Source organism: Stutzerimonas stutzeri (assembly GCF_002909485.1).
Lineage (GTDB): Bacteria > Pseudomonadota > Gammaproteobacteria > Pseudomonadales > Pseudomonadaceae > Stutzerimonas > Stutzerimonas stutzeri_AH.
In genome coordinates this window covers 44,734-62,092 of record NZ_PPXG01000001.1, presented here as the reverse complement: position 1 = coordinate 62,092, position 17,359 = coordinate 44,734, and the positions used below count along the sequence as shown (strand labels likewise).

Genomic DNA, 17,359 nt, shown 5'->3' with positions numbered 1-17,359 from the left:
AGAGCAAGAGTCAGTCAATCAGGTCGGCGGCTTTGAGCGCACCAATGGCGTCCAGCCAACGAGGGTTCTGCTTGTAATCCACAACGCATTCCCTACGAGCGCGCATGCGCGAAAGCGTAGGTGGAGGTGTCGCACCCAGGCGTTGCAGCGCACCCAACGCCAGTTCTGCTGCCGCCCGATCATTGCACACCAGCCCCATGTCACAGCCTGCTGTCATGGCAGCCTGGATCCGGTCAGCGGCGTCGCCGGCGACATGTGCACCGGCCATCGACAGATCGTCACTGAATATCACACCCTGGAAACCGAGTTCGGTACGCAAGATGTCCTGCAGCCAGCGTCGCGAAAAGCCCGCCGGCTGATCGTCGACCTGAGGATAGATCACATGCGCTGGCATGATTGCATCGAGCGTGCCGCTCAACGCCTGAAAGGGAATCAGGTCACAGCTGCGCAGCTCCTCAAGACTTCGCTCATCAACGGGAATGGCGACATGAGAATCCGCCTCAGCCCAACCATGTCCGGGAAAATGCTTGCCCGTGGCCGCCATGCCAGCAGCATGCATTCCTCGGATGAAGGCATCGATCAGCACCACAGCGGCGTGCGGATCACTCTCGAATGCACGTGCTCCGACTACCGCACTTCGCTGATGGTCGATATCTAGAACCGGCGCGAAGCTCAAGTCCAGCCCCACAGCCAGCACTTCAGTCGCCATCACCCAACCACAGGCTTCAGCCAGCCGCGGTGCATCGGTGCAACGTGCCAGTTCACGCATCGCCGGAAGCTTCAAAAACCCCTGGCGCAACCGCTGCACGCGACCGCCCTCTTGGTCCACTGCCAAGAGCAAGTCTGGTCGAACAGCTCGGATCGAGCGGCACAGCTCATCGACCTGACGCGGGTGCTCGATATTCCGGGCAAACAGAATGAGCCCGCCAACCTCGGGCTGGCGCAGCAGGTGCCGGTCTTCGGCAGTCAGCCAGGTACCGGCAATGTCCAGCATGAGTGAACCGTACATATGCAGTTGGAATCCTTATTCGAGTTCAGCGGCGGCCCAGTTCGGACAGGGAGCCTCGTCGATGCGCACCGCACAATGAGGCGGTACCAATGGAAAGAGCTTGAGCAAATCGTCGTTGCGCATGCGGATGCAGCCGTGAGAAAGCGGCACACCCATCGGCTCGCAATCGGGGGTACCGTGGATATAGATGTAGCGGCGAAAGGTATCGACCTGGCCCATTCGGTTGGCTCCGGACTCACACCCACTGAGCCAGAGAATGCGCGTCAGTATCCAATCGCGCCCAGGAAAGCTGTCGTGAAGCGCCCCAGACCATACCTCACCGGTCCAGCGACGTCCGCGCAGTACCGCCCCTGACGGCAGATCGTCACCAATTCGCGCACGGACCTGGTGTAGCCCACGTGGCGTGCAGCCGGAGCCATTCAGCTCCCCGGCGCCATTGCGCCCCGTGGAAACCGGTAAGCGCAGGCACAGATGCCCGTCAGCGAAACCGTAAAGCTGCTGATCGGCGATGGATATATGCAGAAGATCGAGAGATGCCATGGGCAGCTAGCTTAGCCGATCAACCGGCAGGCTTATACATCAAGCCTTTGCCGGGATGGCCACGGCGTTGCGTCGCCCAATCGGCAATGCGGCGGCCAGCGCCATATCATCGATGCCGCTGTCGGCTCGCATGCCCGCCGCAAGAAAAGGCACCATCATGCGCATGACCTGCTCGATCGAGGTTCTCACCCCGAAGTCGTTTTCGGAAATTGCGCGCAGCGCCTTGATACCCGACATGCTGAACGCTGCCGCGCCGAGCATGAAGTGCACCCGCCAGAACAACTCGATAGGCGGAATAGCCGGAGCGGCATCATGAACTTTGAGCATGTAGCGGCGGAATACCTTGCCGTACATGTCTTCCAGATAACGCCGCAGGTGACCCTGGCTCTGGCTGAACGAAAGGCCCAGCAGGCGCATGAAGATGGAGAGATCGTCGCCACTGCGTGGCTTGACCGCCAAGGCCTGCTCGACGAGGATCTCCAGCAACTCTTCGAGCGTGTCCTTCTTGTCGGTCAGCGCCTCCCGGCGGTCCAGTTCACGCTCGAGGCTGGCGCAGAATGGCCCGAGAAAACGCGAGAAAACGGCCTGAATCAGCGCCTTCTTCGACCCGAAGTGATAGTTCACCGCAGCCAGGTTGACCCCAGCCTTGCTGGTAATCAGGCGAAGCGAGGTTTCGGCGAAGCCTTTTTCCGCGAACAGCTGTTCCGCTGCATCAAGAATGCGCTCAACTGTTTCCGACTGCGCCATGCCCCCTCCGAAAGACAAACAACTGTTTGAAACTTACGTTTCACCGACCGGCAAGTCAACCACGAAACGCCTTGCGGCACTAGCGTCATTGTCGCAGACGCGTCATGCCGCATGCGCTACGAAGCACCTGACCTCCAAGAATCATTCGTTGCCAAGGCCAGATCACTGTATATAATCCCAGTCACTGTATAAAAGAACAGAGACCGACATGATCAAGCTGACGCCTCGCCAGACGGAAATCCTCGCCTTTATCAAGCGTTGCCTAGAGGACAACGGATATCCGCCGACCCGCGCCGAGATCGCCAATGAACTTGGCTTCAAGTCGCCCAACGCTGCCGAGGAGCATCTCAAGGCACTGGCGCGCAAAGGCGCAATCGAGATGACGCCCGGTGCATCCCGCGGGATACGCGTTCCAGACTTCGAACCCGCGCCCGCCGAAGCTGGCCTGCCAATCATAGGGCGGGTTGCCGCCGGCGCGCCGATTCTGGCACAGCAACATGTCGAAGAATCCTGCCAGATCAGCCCGGGCTTTTTCCATCCGCGAGCAGATTATCTATTGCGGGTGCATGGCATGAGCATGAAGGACGTCGGCATCTTCGACGGCGATCTGCTCGCCGTACACACAACTCGTGAGGCGAGAAACGGCCAGATCGTAGTTGCGCGCATTGGTGATGAAGTCACGGTGAAACGCTTCAAGCGTGACGGCAAGAAAATTTGGCTGCTGGCGGAGAACCCCGAGTTCGCACCCATCGAGGTCGACCTCGAACAGCAGGAATTGGTGATAGAAGGCTTGAGTGTCGGCGTCATACGCCGCTAAGGAGAAGGTTCATGCAGTATCAGACCAGCACTTCCCGGCCCCAACTGTCGTTGTTCGATGGCGTCATCGCGCAAAGCCTGGCACCGTTTGGCAGTTTGAAAGCACGTAACAAGCCCGAACAGTGCAAGGAGCATCTGAGCGAGTTGAGCCTGAGTGGCAGCAGCGAACACTGCCACCTGTTGCTCGCCCCTATCCTGCGTGAACTCGGCGATGCGACGGACAGCCGATGGCTGACCCTGATTGCCCCACCTGCGTTTCTCTCGCAAAACTGGTTGCGCAAATGCGGCCTGAATCGCGAACGCATCATCCTGCTGCAGCCGCGCGATGCGGAAGGTGCACAGGAGCTTGCCTGCAAGGCGCTGGCCTCGGGTTGCAGCCATACTGTCGTCAGCTGGTTCAGTAAGCTCGATGGCGCAACCCGCAGCAAGCTCCGTGCTGCTGCCGATCTGGGCGATGCTCAGAGTCTGAATATTCGCCTGGGATGCTGAGCACCACAGCACAGGGATGTGCTGCTGCATCGCTCATGGAATTCTGAAGTCACTGCGTTCAGTGCAGAACGCGCGGCTCGTCGTCATCACGCTCGAAATCACCTTCCGACATACGACCGGCCATCTGAACGCCGACATTGAACATCGCCTTGGCGATTTCGACATGCTGCCCCTGCAGAAACAGCTTGGCGTCTTTGGAGAAATCCAGCGTGACCAGCACCTCTTCGTCCTCGGCACGACGAAGCACGATGCGCCCGTCAGGTAGCTCGACGATTTCCAGAAAAGATGTAGGCATGGATCAGCTCCGCGTGAAAGGCGACCATTGTAACAGCCGACCAGCCTCAGAGCAGCCTTTGCCAACCTCAGGCACGCTCGGCAGCCCGCAGATACGAGCCTGCACGTCATACGAAAAACAATGTGCCCGAGGGTGACTGCCACGTAGCATGCGCAAAAAAAGCGCGCGCGTCCGCGCGGCGATAAGGATTGCATATGACCACCCGAACCCTGCTGCTAACCGCTCTAGCCATACTGGCGTTCGCCGGCAATTCGATTTTGTGCCGTATTGCCTTGCGGGATACCGCTATCGACCCGGCCAGCTTCACCAGCCTGCGCCTCCTGGCCGGGGCGCTCACACTCTGGTTGCTGTTGCGATTCAGCACTAATCATTCGACAGGTGGAGACTGGCTCAGCGCCTTGGCGTTGTTCGTCTACGCGGCGAGTTTTTCCTTCGCCTATATCAACCTGGATGCAGGCGCAGGCGCCCTGCTGCTGTTCGGCGCAGTGCAGCTGAGCATGCTTGCCTGGGGATTGCTGCGGGGCGAACGCTTCAGCGCCGGACAGATTGCCGGTTTGCTGCTTGCGTTGAGTGGACTGCTGATTCTGCTGCTGCCGGGAAGCAGCGCGCCGGCACTGGATGGCGCGCTGCTGATGCTACTGTCCGGTGCCGCCTGGGGCATCTACTCGCTACGCGGACGGAGCGCGAGCAATCCCCTGGCAGCAACTGCGGGCAACTTCATCAAGGCTGTGCCGTTCGCCGTAGTGCTGTGCCTGCTGCTGGTTGGCCAGCAGCAATTGGATGTGCCTGGAGTCGTTTACGCCCTGCTTTCCGGGGCACTGACTTCGGGCATCGGCTATGCCATCTGGTATGCAGCATTACCCGGTCTTGCAGCAATACAGGCAGCGAGCGTGCAGCTCAGCGTTCCGCTGCTAACCGCCATTGCCGGGGCCGTACTGCTTGGCGAAGCGGTTACGTCAACGCTGCTTTTGTCCGGCACGGCCATTCTCGGCGGGATCGCCATGGTACTGACCATCAGGCACAGCGGCTGACGTCGCTACGCGAGCTGTCACCACTCGGTAAGCGACTCGCGAAAGCGTAGCGCCAGCCCCTTGAGGTTCTGCCGCCAGGCTTCCAGTTCGACACGCGACAGGGGCGGCGCTTCATCCTCGACACTGATCGCCTCGATCAGCGGCTGGCGCGGATCGCTCTTGGCCTTGGCAGGAGCCCGTGGCGGCTGAAACAGCTGTTTGTAGGCCATCAGCAACTGTCCGAGCCAGGTGCTCGGCTGCTCCGACAATTCCAGCAGCTCAGCAAGCTCCGGACTCGGCGCCGCTTCCAGCACGCTACGGGTCAGAAATGCCTCTACCATCGGTGCATCCGCACCGGGAGAACGATAGTAGCCGGCGATTTCATGGCACAGGCCAAGCAAGGCGCCGTAAAGGTGAAACAGGCAAGCCTCGCGCTCAGCCTGGATCAACCCCTGGGAATGCATGGAGGCGGACTCTTCGGCTTTGCGCCAGCTTTCCAGTGACAAGCCGGCGAAGAAGATCTTCTGGTTGGTGCGCGTGTAGAGCTCGTGAGCCATGGCATGCTCTCCGAAAGAAGATGAACAGAGAATGGACCTTCACAGGTTGCCGCACCAGATTGGCTGACGAAGCGTCAGCCAATCTGAAGAAAGCGCTCTTTCCGGCCGACCCGCTGAGCGGTCGACCGCAACAAAATCAGCGCTTGTCTTCGACCTTCCACTTGCCGCCGTCGTAGAACGCCTTCCAGCCGGTCGGCTTGCCGTCCACTTCGGTCTGCACATACTGCTCCTTGGTCTTGCGGCTGAAACGGATGACCGCGAAGCGGCCTTCCGGATCTTTCTGTGGCGCATCGAGCAGGAAGTGGTACTTGGGATCGATCTCGTCCTTATGGGGGATCAACTCACGCACCAGCGGGGCGCGGGTTTCGCGATTCTTCGGGAACTGACTGGCAGCCAGGAACAGACCCGAAGCGCCATCACGGAGCACGTAGGTGTCATCGACCTTTTCGCACTTGAGCTCCGGCATCTTCACCGCATCCATCTTCGGCGGTGCCGCCTCGCCGTTCTTCAGCAATTTGCGGGTGTTCTTGCACTCGGCATTGGTGCAACCGAAGAACTTGCCGAAACGGCCAGTCTTGAGCTGCATTTCACTGCCGCACTTGTCACATTCCAGGCTCGGGCCTTCGTAGCCCTTGATGCGGTACTGACCCTTCTCGATCTCGTAACCCGAGCAATCCGGGTTATTGCCGCAGATATGCAGCTTCTGCGTCTCGTCGAGCAGGTAGGCATCCATCGCGGTGCTGCAGATCGGGCAACGGTGCTTGCCGAGCAGCACGAGGGACTCGGATTCGCCCTCGTCATCGGCAGCGATCTCGTCACCGGGAATCAGGTTGACCGTCGATTTGCAGCGCTCCTTCGGCGGCAGGCTGTAGCCGGAGCAGCCAAGGAACACGCCGGTCGAGGCCGTGCGGATCATCATCGGACGACCGCAGACCTTGCACGGAATATCGGTCAAGGTCGGCTGATTGGCGCGCATGCCGTTTTCGCTGGCTTCGGCAACTTCGAGCTTTTTGCGGAAATCACCGTAGAACTCGTCCAGCACGTGCTTCCAGTCGCGTTCGCCCTGAGCGACGTCGTCCAGATGCTCTTCCATACCGGCGGTAAAACCGTAATCCATCAGATTGTTGAAGCTCTCGGACAGACGCTCAGTGACGATGTCACCCATCTTCTCCGAATAGAAACGGCGGTTGTGCAGCGAGACGTAGCCGCGGTCCTGGATCGTCGAAATGATCGCGGCGTAGGTGGACGGCCGACCGATACCGCGCTTCTCCATCTCCTTGACCAGGCTGGCTTCGGAGTAGCGCGCTGGCGGCTTGGTGAAGTGCTGGCTCGGATCGAGCTTGAGCAGCTTCATGTCGTCGCCCTTGTTCATCTCTGGCAAGACGTCATCCTCACCGGCCTTGCTCTGCTGCGGCATGACCTTGGTGTAGCCGTCGAACTTCAGGATGCGGCCCTTGGCGCGCAGCTCGAAATTGCCGGCAGCGACGGTCACGCTGGTGGACAGGTACTGTGCCGGTGGCATCTGGCAGGCAACGAACTGGCGCCAGATCAGCTCATAGAGGCGCTCGGCATCGCGCTCCATGCCTGACAGCTGGGTCGGCCGCATGTTGACGTCGGACGGGCGAATCGCCTCGTGCGCCTCCTGGGCGCCCTCCTTGCTCGAATAGACGTTCGGCTTCTCCGGCAGGTACTTGTCACCGAACTCGCTTTCGATGAAACCACGCACCATACCGACCGCGTCAGCGGAGAGATTGGTCGAGTCAGTACGCATGTAGGTGATGTAGCCGGCCTCGTACAAGCGCTGAGCCATCATCATGGTCTTCTTCACGCCAAAACCGAGGCGATTGCTCGCCGCCTGCTGCAGGGTCGAAGTGATGAAGGGGGCCGACGGCTTGCTGCTGGTTGGCTTATCCTCGCGCTTGCTGACACTGTACTGAGCGCCCTTGAGCTTTTCGAGTGCTGCGGTGGCCTGCGCTTCGTTCAGCGGCTTGAAGGCTTCGCCGTTCTCGCGGGCGACTTCGAAACGCACCTTGGCCTGCTGCGCACTCGCCAGGTCCGCGTGCACTTCCCAATACTCTTCTGGAACGAAGGCGCGGATTTCGCGCTCGCGCTCGACCACCAGCTTCACAGCCACCGACTGCACACGGCCTGCCGAGAGACCACGGGCGATCTTCGCCCAAAGCAGCGGCGACACCATGTAGCCGACCACGCGATCGAGGAAACGACGCGCCTGCTGCGCGTTGACCCGGTTGATATCCAGATCGCCAGGTTTGGAGAACGCTTCCTGGATCGCCTTCTTGGTGATTTCGTTGAACACCACACGCTTGTAACGACTGTCGTCGCCGCCAATCGACTCGCGCAGGTGCCAGGCGATGGCCTCCCCCTCTCTATCCAAGTCGGTTGCGAGATAGATGGTGTCGGCTTCCTTGGCCAGACGACGCAGTTCTTCGATGACCTTTTCCTTGCCGGGCAGAATCTCGTACTTGGCTTTCCAGCCATGTTCCGGGTCGACCCCCATGCGCGCCACGAGCTGGCGCTTGGCCTTCTCTTTCGGCGAGAGCGCTGGCGCGTCGGTGGCCGCAGCCTTGCCGCGCTTGACCGGCTCCTTGTTGGCAGAGCCGCTGGTAGGAAGGTCGCGGATATGGCCGATACTCGACTTCACCACGTACTGGTTGCCCAAATACTTGTTGATTGTCTTGGCCTTGGCCGGTGATTCCACGATGACCAGCGATTTACCCATGGAGAGGAGAGTTCCTGAATCGAAAGGTGAACAGAGGCGGCGCCTCCGACAGTTTGAATACCCGTACCGGCGGTAATCGGCAAGGCATCAGCGAACGTTAGTGCGCGTTTTGCGAACGGGCCGACTGGCAGAACAATCGCCCTGCCCCGGCTCCGCCTGGTGCGAATCAGAGCAGCGGTTCGATGCCGCCAAGCGGACGCCGAGGTTTTCGCTCTGTCTAAAAAGCACCGCTATATATAGTGGCGATGGACGTGAGGTCAAGCGCGGGACTGGTGGCGGCATGCCAGCTTAGCCTTCAAAAAGGCTCGCTTCGGCTTCGAGCAATGCAAAACGAGGGACCGTTTCACCGTTGACTTCGACGGTCTCGGTAAACATCGATAACGGGCGTACCCAGAGTCCGCGTTCCCCGTACAGCGCCTGGTAGAACACCACCGGCTCTTCAGTCTCGGAATGCCGTGCAACAGCGAATACACGATATTCCGGCCCCTTGTAATGGCGATAACGCCCCGGCTGCAACTGCATGCCTACCTCCACGCAAATACAAAAAAGAAAAACCGGGGCACCAGGCCCCGGCTTCCATGCACCGACTGACAACTCATGTTCCCGCAAACACGCGAGATTGGCTGTCAGCCTAGCGCAGTCATTTGCATCTGTCTGTTAGACGCGTTCGAAGACCGTACTGATCCCCTGGCCCAGACCGATACACATGGTGGCGACACCAATCGTACCGTTGTTCTGCTTCATCACGTTCAGCAGCGTGCCGGAGATACGCGCACCGGAGCAGCCGAACGGGTGACCCAGGGCGATCGCGCCACCGTGCAGGTTGACCTTCTCTTCCATCTTGTCGAGCAGCTTGAGGTCCTTGAGCACCGGCAGAGCCTGTGCAGCGAAGGCTTCGTTCAGCTCGACGTGGCTGATGTCGTCCATGGTCAGACCGGCGCGCTTGAGCACCTTCTGGGTGGACGGAACCGGGCCGTAACCCATGATTGCCGGGTCTACGCCGGCCAGCGCCATGGCGCGAACCACGGCCAACGGCTGGATGCCGAGATCCTTGGCACGCTGTGCGGACATGACGATCATGCAGGACGCGCCGTCGGTGATCTGCGAGGACGTACCTGCAGTCACGGTACCGCCCTTCGGGTTGAACGCAGGCTTCAGTGCAGCCAGGCTTTCCAGAGTGGTGTCCGGACGGATGGTTTCGTCGTAATCGAAGACCTTGAGGAAACCGTCCTCGTCGTAGCCTTCCATCGGGATGATCTCATCCTTGAAGTTGCCTTCCAGCGTGGCCTTGTGCGCCAGGCGGTGCGAACGCTCACCGAAGGCATCCTGCTGCTCGCGGGTGATGCCGTGCATCTTGCCGAGCATTTCAGCGGTCAGGCCCATCATGCCGGACGCCTTGGCGGCGTACAGCGACAGCTGCGGGTTCGGGTCGACACCATGCATCATGCTAACGTGGCCCATGTGCTCCACACCACCGATGACGAACACGTCACCGTTGTTGGTCTGGATGGCCTGCACGGCGGTGTGCAGGGCGCTCATGGACGAACCGCAGAGGCGGCTCACGGTCTGCGCCGCACTGGTGTGGGGGATACGGGTCAGCAGCGAAGCCATGCGGGCGATGTTCCAGCCCTGCTCGAGGGTCTGGTTCACGCAGCCCCAGATCACGTCCTCGACTTCGGCCGGGTCGATTTTCGGGTTGCGCGCCAGCACGCCGTCGATCAGGTGTGCGGACATGGTTTCAGCGCGGGTATTACGGTGCATGCCGCCCTTGGAGCGCCCCATCGGGGTGCGACCGAAGTCGACGATGACTGCATCTCTTGGATTCAGACTCATGAATTCTCTCTCCCTCGATTAACCGTAGAAGCGCTGGCCGTTGGCAGCCATCTCACGCAGCTTCGCGGTCGGGTGGTACAGCGGGCCCAGGTCGGCGTACTTGTCGGCCATCGCAACGAACTCGGCAACGCCGATCGAATCGATGTAGCGCAGCGCACCACCACGGAAGGGTGGGAAGCCAATGCCATAGATCAGGCCCATATCGGCTTCGGCAGCGGTCTCGACGATGCCGTCTTCCAGGCAGCGCACGGTTTCCAGGCACAGCGGGATCATCATGTAGTTGATGATGTCCTCGTCGGACAGCTCGCGAGTCTCGGCAACGATCGGCTTGAGCAGCTCGTAGGCCTCGGCATCGACGACCTTCTTCGGCTTGCCCTTCTTGTCCATCTCGTAGGCGTAGAAGCCCTTGCCGTTCTTCTGGCCGAGACGGTTGGCCTCGTACATGACGTCGACAGCCGTGCGGGTGTCGTCCTTCATGCGATCCGGGAAGCCTTCAGCCATCACGTCACGGCCGTGGTGGCCGGTGTCCATGCCGACAACGTCCATCAGATAGGCCGGGCCCATCGGCCAGCCGAACCTCTCCATCACCTTGTCGGCGCGAACGAAGTCGACACCGTGGGCGATGGCGCGGGCGAAGCCGCCGAAGTACGGGAACAGCACGCGGTTGACCAGGAAGCCCGGGCAATCGTTGACCACGACCGGGCTCTTGCCCATTTTCTTGGCGTAGGCAACGGTGGTAGCGATAGCCACTTCGCTGGTCTTCTCGCCACGGATCACTTCCACCAGCGGCATCATGTGAACCGGGTTGAAGAAGTGCATGCCGCAGAAGTTTTCCGGACGCTTGAGCGCCTGGGCCAGGTAGTTGATGGAGATCGTCGAGGTGTTGGAGGCGATGATCGCGTCTTCACGAACGTGCCCTTCCACCTCGGCCAGCACGGCGTGCTTGACCTTCGGGTTCTCGACCACGGCCTCGACGACGATGTCGACGTTACCGAAATCACCATAAGACATGGTCGGGCGAATCGCGTTGAGCGCCTGAGCCATCTTGTCGGCAGTCAGACGGCCTTTTTCGACACGCTTGCCGAGCAGCTTGGAGGCCTCGTCCAGCCCCATCTGGATACCCTCTTCACGGATATCCTTCATCAGGATCGGCGTGCCCTTGACGGCCGACTGGTAGGCGATGCCGCCGCCCATGATGCCGGCGCCCAGTACGGCAGCCAGTTTCACGTCACGCGCCTGCTTGTCGTAGGCCTTGGCCTTTTTCTTCAGTTCCTGATCGCTGAGGAACAGGCCGACCAGGCTCTGTGCAACCGAGGTCTTGGCCAGTTTGACGAAGCCGGCGGCCTCGATTTCGATGGCCTTGTCACGGGTGAAGTTGGCGGCTTTCTGGATGGTCTTGATAGCTTCGACCGGGGCCGGATAGTTCGGGCCGGCCTGGCCTGCAACAAAGGCCTTGCTGGTTTCGAAGGCCATCATCTGCTCGATGGCATTGAGCTTGAGCTTGTCCAGCTTCGGCTGACGCTTGGCCTTGTAATCCAGCTCACCGGAAATGGCGCGCTTGACCAGATCCAGTGCAGCAGCCTGCAGTTTCTCCGGCGCAACGACGGCATCGACGGCATGAACCTTGAGCGCGTCTTCGGCGCGGTTTTCCTTGCCGGATGCGATCCACTCGACGGCGTTATCGACACCGATCAAACGTGGCAGGCGCACGGTGCCGCCGAAGCCTGGGTAGATGCCCAGCTTCACTTCCGGCAGACCAACCTTGGCGGTGGTGGACATGACGCGGTAGTCCGCGGCCATGCACATCTCGAAACCGCCACCCAAGGCGATGCCGTTGATGGCGGCCACGGTGGGTACGCCCAGGTCTTCGAAATCGCTGAAGATCTTGTTCGCTTCGAGGTTGCCGGCGACCAGTTCCTCGTCGGCCATCTTGAAGTTGTCGACGAATTCGGTGATGTCGGCGCCGACGATGAATACGTCCTTGCCACTGGTAACGATGACGCCTTTCACCGACGCGTCGGCCTTGATGGCATCGACGGCCTGGCGCAGATCGTTGAGAGTGAGGCGATTGAACTTGTTGACGGACTCACCCTTGAGGTCGAAATTCAATTCGACGATGCCACTCTCAAGAGCCTTAACCGTGATGGCTTTACCTTCGTAAATCATCAACTGATCTCCAGGTATGGAAGCTGAACGTTACGTGTCTCACGTCTTCGGCCCTACTCGGCCGCGCCTTGCGGCGAACGACACCCACCGACACGATAATCCGGGTGATCGGCGCCTGCTCTGGCAAACGCTCGATTCATACGCCCGTTTGATTTGGGTCGGCACACCTTCGGGGAAAAGCTCAGCATTGTCAATCAGCTGTCTTGCCTAACCGAGCGGTGCTGCCAGCGGACATTTCGCGACCACATGGTCATCATCCACGGTGCCGATTCGCTGTCATTCACCGAGCCGATCCTGCAACGCACCGATCACTGACCGATACCACGCTGCTCCATGAATCCTAGTCCTAGCCGAGCAGGTACACTGGCGAATCCCGCTCTATGCCATCACCGGCCTTACGAGGCCGCGAAACGAATCCGGAGTTACTGCATGTCCAACGCCCCCATCGCCCGCACCGACACTGGCACCGATCCCTATCGCTGGCTGGAAAATCGCGACGCCGACGACGTGTTGGCGTACCTCAAGGCGGAGAACGCCTTCCTCGAGGAACAGCTCGCCGACCAGGCCGAACTGCGCGAGACGCTATTCCAGGAAATAAAGGGCCGTATCCGCGAAACCGATCTGTCTCTGCCCTCGCCCTGGGGGCCGTGGCTGTATTACCAGCGCACCACGGCTGGCGACGAATATCCGCGGCACTATCGCTGCCCGCGGCCGGTCGATGGCTCGCTCAGCGTAGACGAGAACACCGAACAGCTGCTGCTCGACCCTAACGAGCTGGCCGGCGGCGGTTTCCTTTCGCTGGGCGCGTTCAGCGTCAGCCAGGATCACGCCAAGCTGGCCTACAGCCTGGACCGCGAAGGCGATGAGATCTACCGGCTGTTCGTCAAGGACCTCGCCAGCGGCGACGTGACCGCCCTGCCCTTCGACGACTGCGACGGCAGCATGACCTGGGCCAACGATAGCCAGACACTGTTCTACGGTGAACTGGACGACACCCACCGTCCGCACAAGATCTACCGCCATCGGCTGGGCGAAACCGGCAGCACCGAGGTCTACCACGATCCGGACGGGCGCTTCTTCGTGCATTGCTACCGCACCAGCTCCGAGCGCCAGCTGGTGATTCTTTCCCACAGTAAAACCACCAGCGAAGCCTGGGTGCTTTCGGCGGACGAGCCGAAAGGTCAGTGGGCATGCCTGGCGCCGCGTCAGGAAGACCACGAATACTTCCCCGATCATGGCCTGTACGAAGGCCTATGGAACTGGCTGATCCGCAGCAATCAGGCGGGCATCAACTTCGCCCTCTATCACGCCAGCGAGGCGCAACCTGAGCGACGGCACTGGCAGGAACTGGTCCCGCATGACGAAGCGGTGATGCTCGAGGACGTCAGCCTGAACGCCGAGGCGATCACCCTGACCCTGCGCGAGAGTGGCCTGCCGGTGATCGAGGTACGGCCGCAGGGCGTACAGCCCTATCGCCTGCAACTGCCCGACGCGGCCTACAGCCTGCATGTACAGAACTCTCTGGAGTTCACCAGCACGGTTATCCGACTGCGCTATGAGGCGCTCAACCGCCCGGCGCAGATTCGCCAGCTGAGCCTGGCCGATGGCACCCAGCAAGTACTCAAGGAAACGCCGGTGGAAGGCCCTTTCGATGCGGACGCCTATGAAAGTCGACGCATCTGGGCGACCGCGCAGGACGGCACGCAGATCCCCATTAGCCTGGTCGGCCGGCGTGACAGTTTCGACAAGCCTGCACCTCTTTATCTCTATGGCTATGGCGCCTATGGCCACAGCCTCGACCCCTGGTTCTCACATGCACGGCTGTCGTTGCTCGACCGCGGTTTCGTATTCGCCATTGCCCATGTGCGTGGTGGTGGCGATCTGGGCGAGGCCTGGTACCGTGCCGGCAAGCTGGAGCACAAACCGAACACCTTCAGTGACTTCATCGCCTGTGCCGAACAGCTGCTGGCCGACGGCTACACGACCTCGGCGCGCCTGGCCATCAGCGGCGGCAGCGCCGGTGGACTGCTGATCGGTGCCGTACTGAACATGCGCCCTGAGCTGTTTGGCGCGGCCGTCGCCGAGGTGCCTTTCGTAGACGTGCTCAACACCATGCTCAACGCCGATCTACCGCTGACTGTCACCGAATACGATGAGTGGGGCGACCCAAATCAGCCGGAAGTGCATGAGCGGATAAAGGCCTATGCGCCTTATGAAAACGTCCGCGCCCAGGCCTACCCCGCCCTGCTCGCAGTGGCCGGCTACAACGACAGCCGTGTGCAGTACTGGGAAGCGGCCAAATGGGTTGCCAAGCTGCGGGCTACCCGCACCAACGACAATCTTCTACTGCTCAAGACCGAATTCGGTGCCGGGCACGGCGGCATGAGCGGCCGCTACCAGGCGCTCAAGGACGTGGCATTGGAGTATGCCTTCGTGCTCAAGGTGTTCGCTATGACGTGACCGGCACGCAAACTGCCGACCTGCGGCACCGAACAGCCCGCGCCGACGAGAGTCATTCATTGAGAATGTCCTCGTCGGAGCCACCCATGAACAACAACTCTTCGAATCACCTCAACCAGAACGTCCACGGCTGGGAACGTGCCATGTCCCTTGCTGGGGGTATCTATTTCCTTGCCAAGGGCGTCAGCCGCGGCGGCCTGGGAGGACTACTGCAGCTGGGCATCGGCGGCCTCGCGGTGGCTCGTGGCGTAACCGGCCATTGCGAAGCCAAGCGCGTCTTCAACGAAATCAATGAACAGGCAGGTCTGGCCGAGGGTCGCTCGCACCAGATGCCGTTGGAACGTTCCGAAGCGGACAAACAGAAGCTGCGGGCGAATGCGGAAGCCGCCACCAATGGCACCACGGTTACCGGCAACGACAGCCTGAAAAGCCCACCAGCTGGCGTTTGAATGATCCGGCCGGCACGCAGCGCGCGCCGGCCATCTACTCAATATCGTTCAAACCTGCCGTACGGCCTCATGGGCCTTGATCAGCTGATCGACCACACCAGGATCGGCCAGCGTCGAGGTATCGCCCAGCGCGTCATAGTCGTCGGTGGCGATCTTGCGCAACAGTCGACGCATGATCTTGCCCGAGCGCGTCTTGGGCAGACCCGGTGCCCACTGAATCGTATCCGGTACGGCGATCGGGCCGATCTCATGCCGCACCCACTGTTGCAGCTCCTGGCGCAACGCGTCGGTCGGCTCCACCCCGGCGACAAGGGTCACATACACATAGATCGCTTGGCCCTTGAGTGCGTGCGGCACGCCCACTGCTGCGGCTTCGGCGACCTTGGCGTGCGCGACCATGGCGCTCTCGATCTCGGCGGTGCCCATGCGGTGCCCTGACACATTAAGCACATCGTCTACCCGCCCGGTGATCCAGTAGTAGCCGTCCTCGTCCCGCCGAGCGCCATCGCCGGTGAAGTACATGCCGCGAAAGGTCTTGAAGTAGGTATCGACGAAACGGTCGTGGTCGCGGTAGATAGTGCGCATCTGCCCCGGCCAGGAGTCGAGAATCACCAGATTACCCTCCGCCGCGCCTTCCAGAAGATTGCCGAGGTTGTCGACCAACCCGGGCACCACCCCGAACAGCGGGCGCGTGGCAGAGCCCGGCTTGAGCGCGGTAGCACCGGGCAGCGGGCTGATGAGGATGCCGCCAGTCTCGGTCTGCCACCAGGTGTCGACGATGGGGCAACGCGACTGCCCGACCGTCTCGTAGTACCAGTGCCATGCCTCGGGGTTGATCGGTTCCCCAACCGTGCCGAGCAACCGCAGGCTGGAGCCATCGGCGCCTTCCACAGCCGCGGAACCCTCGGCCATCATCGCGCGAATCGCCGTCGGCGCCGTGTAGAGGATGTTCACCTTGTGCTTGTCGATGATCCGCGCAACGCGCGTGACGTCCGGGTGGTTGGGTACGCCCTCGTACATCAGCGTTGTCGCGCCGTTGGCCAGTGGGCCGTAGATCAGGTAGCTGTGACCAGTGATCCAGCCGATATCGGCGGTACACCAGTAGACGTCCCCCGGCCGGTAGTCGAACACCCGCTCATGGGTCAGCGCGGCATAGAGCAGGTAGCCGCCACAGGTATGCAGCACGCCTTTTGGTTTGCCGGTGGAGCCGGAGGTATAGAGGATGAACAGTGGCTCCTCGGCGCCCATCTCCTTCGGCGCACAAACCTCCCCGGCGACCCGCATCAGGTCGTCGTAGCAGATGTCACGATGCGGATGCCAGCGGATGTCCGCGCCGGTGCGACGCACCACGATGATCTTTTGCACACAGCGGGTTTGCGGGTGTGTCAGCGCCTCGTCGACATTTTCCTTGAGCGGCACAGGCTTGCCACCGCGAATCCCTTCGTCGGCGGTGATCACCACCTTCGAATTGCCATCGATGATGCGTCCGGCCAACGCTTCCGGAGAGAAGCCACCGAACACCACCGAGTGGATCGCGCCAATGCGCGCGCAGGCGAGCATCGCCACCGCGGCTTCCGGAATCATCGGCATGTAGATGGTCACCACATCGCCGCGATGCACATCCTGGCCGCGCAGCGCATTGGCGAACTTGCAGACCTCCTGGTACAGCTCGCGGTAGGTGATTTCGCGATGCTCGGACGGGTCGTCACCCTCCCAGATGATCGCCACTTGATCGCCGCGCTCGTCGAGATGACGATCCAGGCAATTGGCCGATACGCTCAACGTGCCGTCGGCGAACCACTTGATATCCACATGGTGGTCGTCAAACGAGGTGCGTTTGACCTCGGTGAAAGGTTGTATCCAGTCCAACCGCGTCGCCTGCTCGCGCCAGAAGCCCTCGGGATTGATCACCGACTGCTGGTACATGGCCTTGTAACTGGCTTCATTGGTCAACGACTGAGCGGCCACTTCGGGACGCACCGGGTAAACTGACGCAGCACTCATGGCAGTTCCTCGCCTGTCTTGTTGGTATGCAGAACCCTGTCCAGCAGGCGAACCCAATGACCAACCCAGCGCCTGTCAGACGAAGCAATACAGCCAAACACGCCGCTCATGGCGATATCAGCTTGCTCAAGCATAGACCGCGTGTAGTGGCATGACGTGCCTGGCACAGCCGCGAAAACGGGCCGGGCGTATCAAAGTGCTTCGGCGCCTACGTCACAGGGCACGATTTGCGGGCAAAAAAAAG

15 protein-coding genes are annotated in these 17,359 nt (G+C 60.9%); 5 read left to right on the top strand and 10 right to left on the bottom strand.

Annotated elements, in window-relative coordinates; translation table 11 throughout:
• Positions 1-10: 10 nt before the first annotated feature.
• From nagZ to CXK91_RS00260, 3 genes are read right to left on the bottom strand one after another with little or no spacing between them, the layout of a single operon-like run.
• Positions 11-1,009: a beta-N-acetylhexosaminidase gene (gene nagZ / locus CXK91_RS00270; protein WP_103454436.1), complete on the bottom strand. Its 999-nt coding sequence runs from the start codon at positions 1,007-1,009 to the stop codon at positions 11-13.
• Positions 1,010-1,024: 15 nt separating this feature from the next.
• Positions 1,025-1,549 (bottom strand): L,D-transpeptidase, encoded by a 525-nt coding sequence (locus CXK91_RS00265; protein ID WP_103454435.1) that lies wholly within the window; start codon positions 1,547-1,549, stop codon positions 1,025-1,027.
• A gap of 39 nt (positions 1,550-1,588) precedes the next feature.
• On the bottom strand, positions 1,589-2,296 hold the full coding sequence (locus tag CXK91_RS00260) for a TetR/AcrR family transcriptional regulator (RefSeq protein ID WP_103454434.1): 708 nt from the start codon (positions 2,294-2,296) through the stop codon (positions 1,589-1,591).
• A 208-nt stretch (positions 2,297-2,504) separates the two neighbouring features.
• Here CXK91_RS00260 and lexA point away from each other — a divergent pair, with 208 nt between their 5' ends.
• Both lexA and sulA read left to right on the top strand, forming a co-directional pair.
• A complete protein-coding gene (gene lexA / locus CXK91_RS00255) occupies positions 2,505-3,113 on the top strand; it encodes a transcriptional repressor LexA (RefSeq protein WP_103454433.1) in 609 nt (202 codons plus the stop codon).
• 11 nt (positions 3,114-3,124) lie between these two features.
• A complete protein-coding gene (gene sulA / locus CXK91_RS00250) occupies positions 3,125-3,601 on the top strand; it encodes an SOS-induced cell division inhibitor SulA (protein ID WP_103454432.1) in 477 nt (158 codons plus the stop codon).
• 58 nt (positions 3,602-3,659) lie between these two features.
• Here the strand turns inward: sulA and CXK91_RS00245 are convergent, their stop codons facing one another.
• Positions 3,660-3,896 (bottom strand): hypothetical protein, encoded by a 237-nt coding sequence (locus CXK91_RS00245; RefSeq protein ID WP_103454431.1) that lies wholly within the window; start codon positions 3,894-3,896, stop codon positions 3,660-3,662.
• Positions 3,897-4,090: 194 nt separating this feature from the next.
• On the opposite strand from CXK91_RS00245, the gene CXK91_RS00240 reads away from it, so the two are divergent.
• Positions 4,091-4,927 (top strand): DMT family transporter, encoded by an 837-nt coding sequence (locus tag CXK91_RS00240; RefSeq protein WP_103454430.1) that lies wholly within the window; start codon positions 4,091-4,093, stop codon positions 4,925-4,927.
• Positions 4,928-4,944: 17 nt separating this feature from the next.
• On the opposite strand, the gene CXK91_RS00235 is transcribed toward CXK91_RS00240, so the two are convergent.
• The 5 genes from CXK91_RS00235 to fadB form a co-directional block, all read right to left on the bottom strand.
• Entirely contained in the window at positions 4,945-5,463 is a 519-nt protein-coding gene (locus tag CXK91_RS00235) for a DUF6586 family protein (RefSeq protein ID WP_103454429.1), read from the bottom strand.
• 136 nt (positions 5,464-5,599) lie between these two features.
• The gene (gene topA / locus CXK91_RS00230; protein ID WP_103454428.1) at positions 5,600-8,203 is read right to left on the bottom strand and encodes a type I DNA topoisomerase; all 2,604 of its coding nucleotides are present in this window, start codon (positions 8,201-8,203) and stop codon (positions 5,600-5,602) included.
• Positions 8,204-8,491: 288 nt separating this feature from the next.
• Complete coding sequence (locus tag CXK91_RS00225; RefSeq protein WP_103454427.1) at positions 8,492-8,725, bottom strand: DUF1653 domain-containing protein; 234 nt, start codon at positions 8,723-8,725, stop codon at positions 8,492-8,494.
• 135 nt (positions 8,726-8,860) lie between these two features.
• Positions 8,861-10,036, bottom strand: a complete 1,176-nt coding sequence (fadA, locus tag CXK91_RS00220; RefSeq protein WP_103454426.1) for an acetyl-CoA C-acyltransferase FadA — start codon at positions 10,034-10,036, stop codon at positions 8,861-8,863.
• Positions 10,037-10,054: 18 nt separating this feature from the next.
• Positions 10,055-12,202 carry a fatty acid oxidation complex subunit alpha FadB gene (gene fadB / locus CXK91_RS00215; protein WP_103454425.1) on the bottom strand — a complete coding sequence of 716 codons (2,148 nt, stop codon included), beginning with the start codon at positions 12,200-12,202 and terminating at the stop codon, positions 10,055-10,057.
• A 429-nt stretch (positions 12,203-12,631) separates the two neighbouring features.
• Here fadB and CXK91_RS00210 point away from each other — a divergent pair, with 429 nt between their 5' ends.
• Positions 12,632-14,662 (top strand): S9 family peptidase, encoded by a 2,031-nt coding sequence (locus CXK91_RS00210; protein WP_103454424.1) that lies wholly within the window; start codon positions 12,632-12,634, stop codon positions 14,660-14,662.
• 86 nt (positions 14,663-14,748) lie between these two features.
• Complete coding sequence (locus CXK91_RS00205) at positions 14,749-15,111, top strand: YgaP-like transmembrane domain (RefSeq protein ID WP_103454423.1); 363 nt, start codon at positions 14,749-14,751, stop codon at positions 15,109-15,111.
• A 48-nt stretch (positions 15,112-15,159) separates the two neighbouring features.
• Here CXK91_RS00205 and acs read toward each other — a convergent pair whose 3' ends face one another.
• Positions 15,160-17,115: an acetate--CoA ligase gene (gene acs, locus CXK91_RS00200; RefSeq protein ID WP_103454422.1), complete on the bottom strand. Its 1,956-nt coding sequence runs from the start codon at positions 17,113-17,115 to the stop codon at positions 15,160-15,162.
• Between the last annotated feature and the right edge of the window lie 244 nt (positions 17,116-17,359).

What these genes read in the sequence shown, in the direction of transcription:
- topA (WP_103454428.1), bottom strand. Translation starts at nt 8,203, where the DNA reads ATGGGTAAATCGCTGGTCATCGTGGAATCACCGGCCAAGGCCAAGACA.
- nagZ (WP_103454436.1), bottom strand. Translation starts at nt 1,009, where the DNA reads ATGTACGGTTCACTCATGCTGGACATTGCCGGTACCTGGCTGACTGCC.
- CXK91_RS00260 (WP_103454434.1), bottom strand. Translation starts at nt 2,296, where the DNA reads ATGGCGCAGTCGGAAACAGTTGAGCGCATTCTTGATGCAGCGGAACAG.
- fadB (WP_103454425.1), bottom strand. Translation starts at nt 12,202, where the DNA reads ATGATTTACGAAGGTAAAGCCATCACGGTTAAGGCTCTTGAGAGTGGC.
- CXK91_RS00225 (WP_103454427.1), bottom strand. Translation starts at nt 8,725, where the DNA reads ATGCAGTTGCAGCCGGGGCGTTATCGCCATTACAAGGGGCCGGAATAT.
- CXK91_RS00210 (WP_103454424.1), top strand. Translation starts at nt 12,632, where the DNA reads ATGTCCAACGCCCCCATCGCCCGCACCGACACTGGCACCGATCCCTAT.
- CXK91_RS00235 (WP_103454429.1), bottom strand. Translation starts at nt 5,463, where the DNA reads ATGGCTCACGAGCTCTACACGCGCACCAACCAGAAGATCTTCTTCGCC.
- CXK91_RS00265 (WP_103454435.1), bottom strand. Translation starts at nt 1,549, where the DNA reads ATGGCATCTCTCGATCTTCTGCATATATCCATCGCCGATCAGCAGCTT.
- sulA (WP_103454432.1), top strand. Translation starts at nt 3,125, where the DNA reads ATGCAGTATCAGACCAGCACTTCCCGGCCCCAACTGTCGTTGTTCGAT.
- acs (WP_103454422.1), bottom strand. Translation starts at nt 17,115, where the DNA reads ATGAGTGCTGCGTCAGTTTACCCGGTGCGTCCCGAAGTGGCCGCTCAG.
- CXK91_RS00245 (WP_103454431.1), bottom strand. Translation starts at nt 3,896, where the DNA reads ATGCCTACATCTTTTCTGGAAATCGTCGAGCTACCTGACGGGCGCATC.
- CXK91_RS00205 (WP_103454423.1), top strand. Translation starts at nt 14,749, where the DNA reads ATGAACAACAACTCTTCGAATCACCTCAACCAGAACGTCCACGGCTGG.
- fadA (WP_103454426.1), bottom strand. Translation starts at nt 10,036, where the DNA reads ATGAGTCTGAATCCAAGAGATGCAGTCATCGTCGACTTCGGTCGCACC.
- lexA (WP_103454433.1), top strand. Translation starts at nt 2,505, where the DNA reads ATGATCAAGCTGACGCCTCGCCAGACGGAAATCCTCGCCTTTATCAAG.
- CXK91_RS00240 (WP_103454430.1), top strand. Translation starts at nt 4,091, where the DNA reads ATGACCACCCGAACCCTGCTGCTAACCGCTCTAGCCATACTGGCGTTC.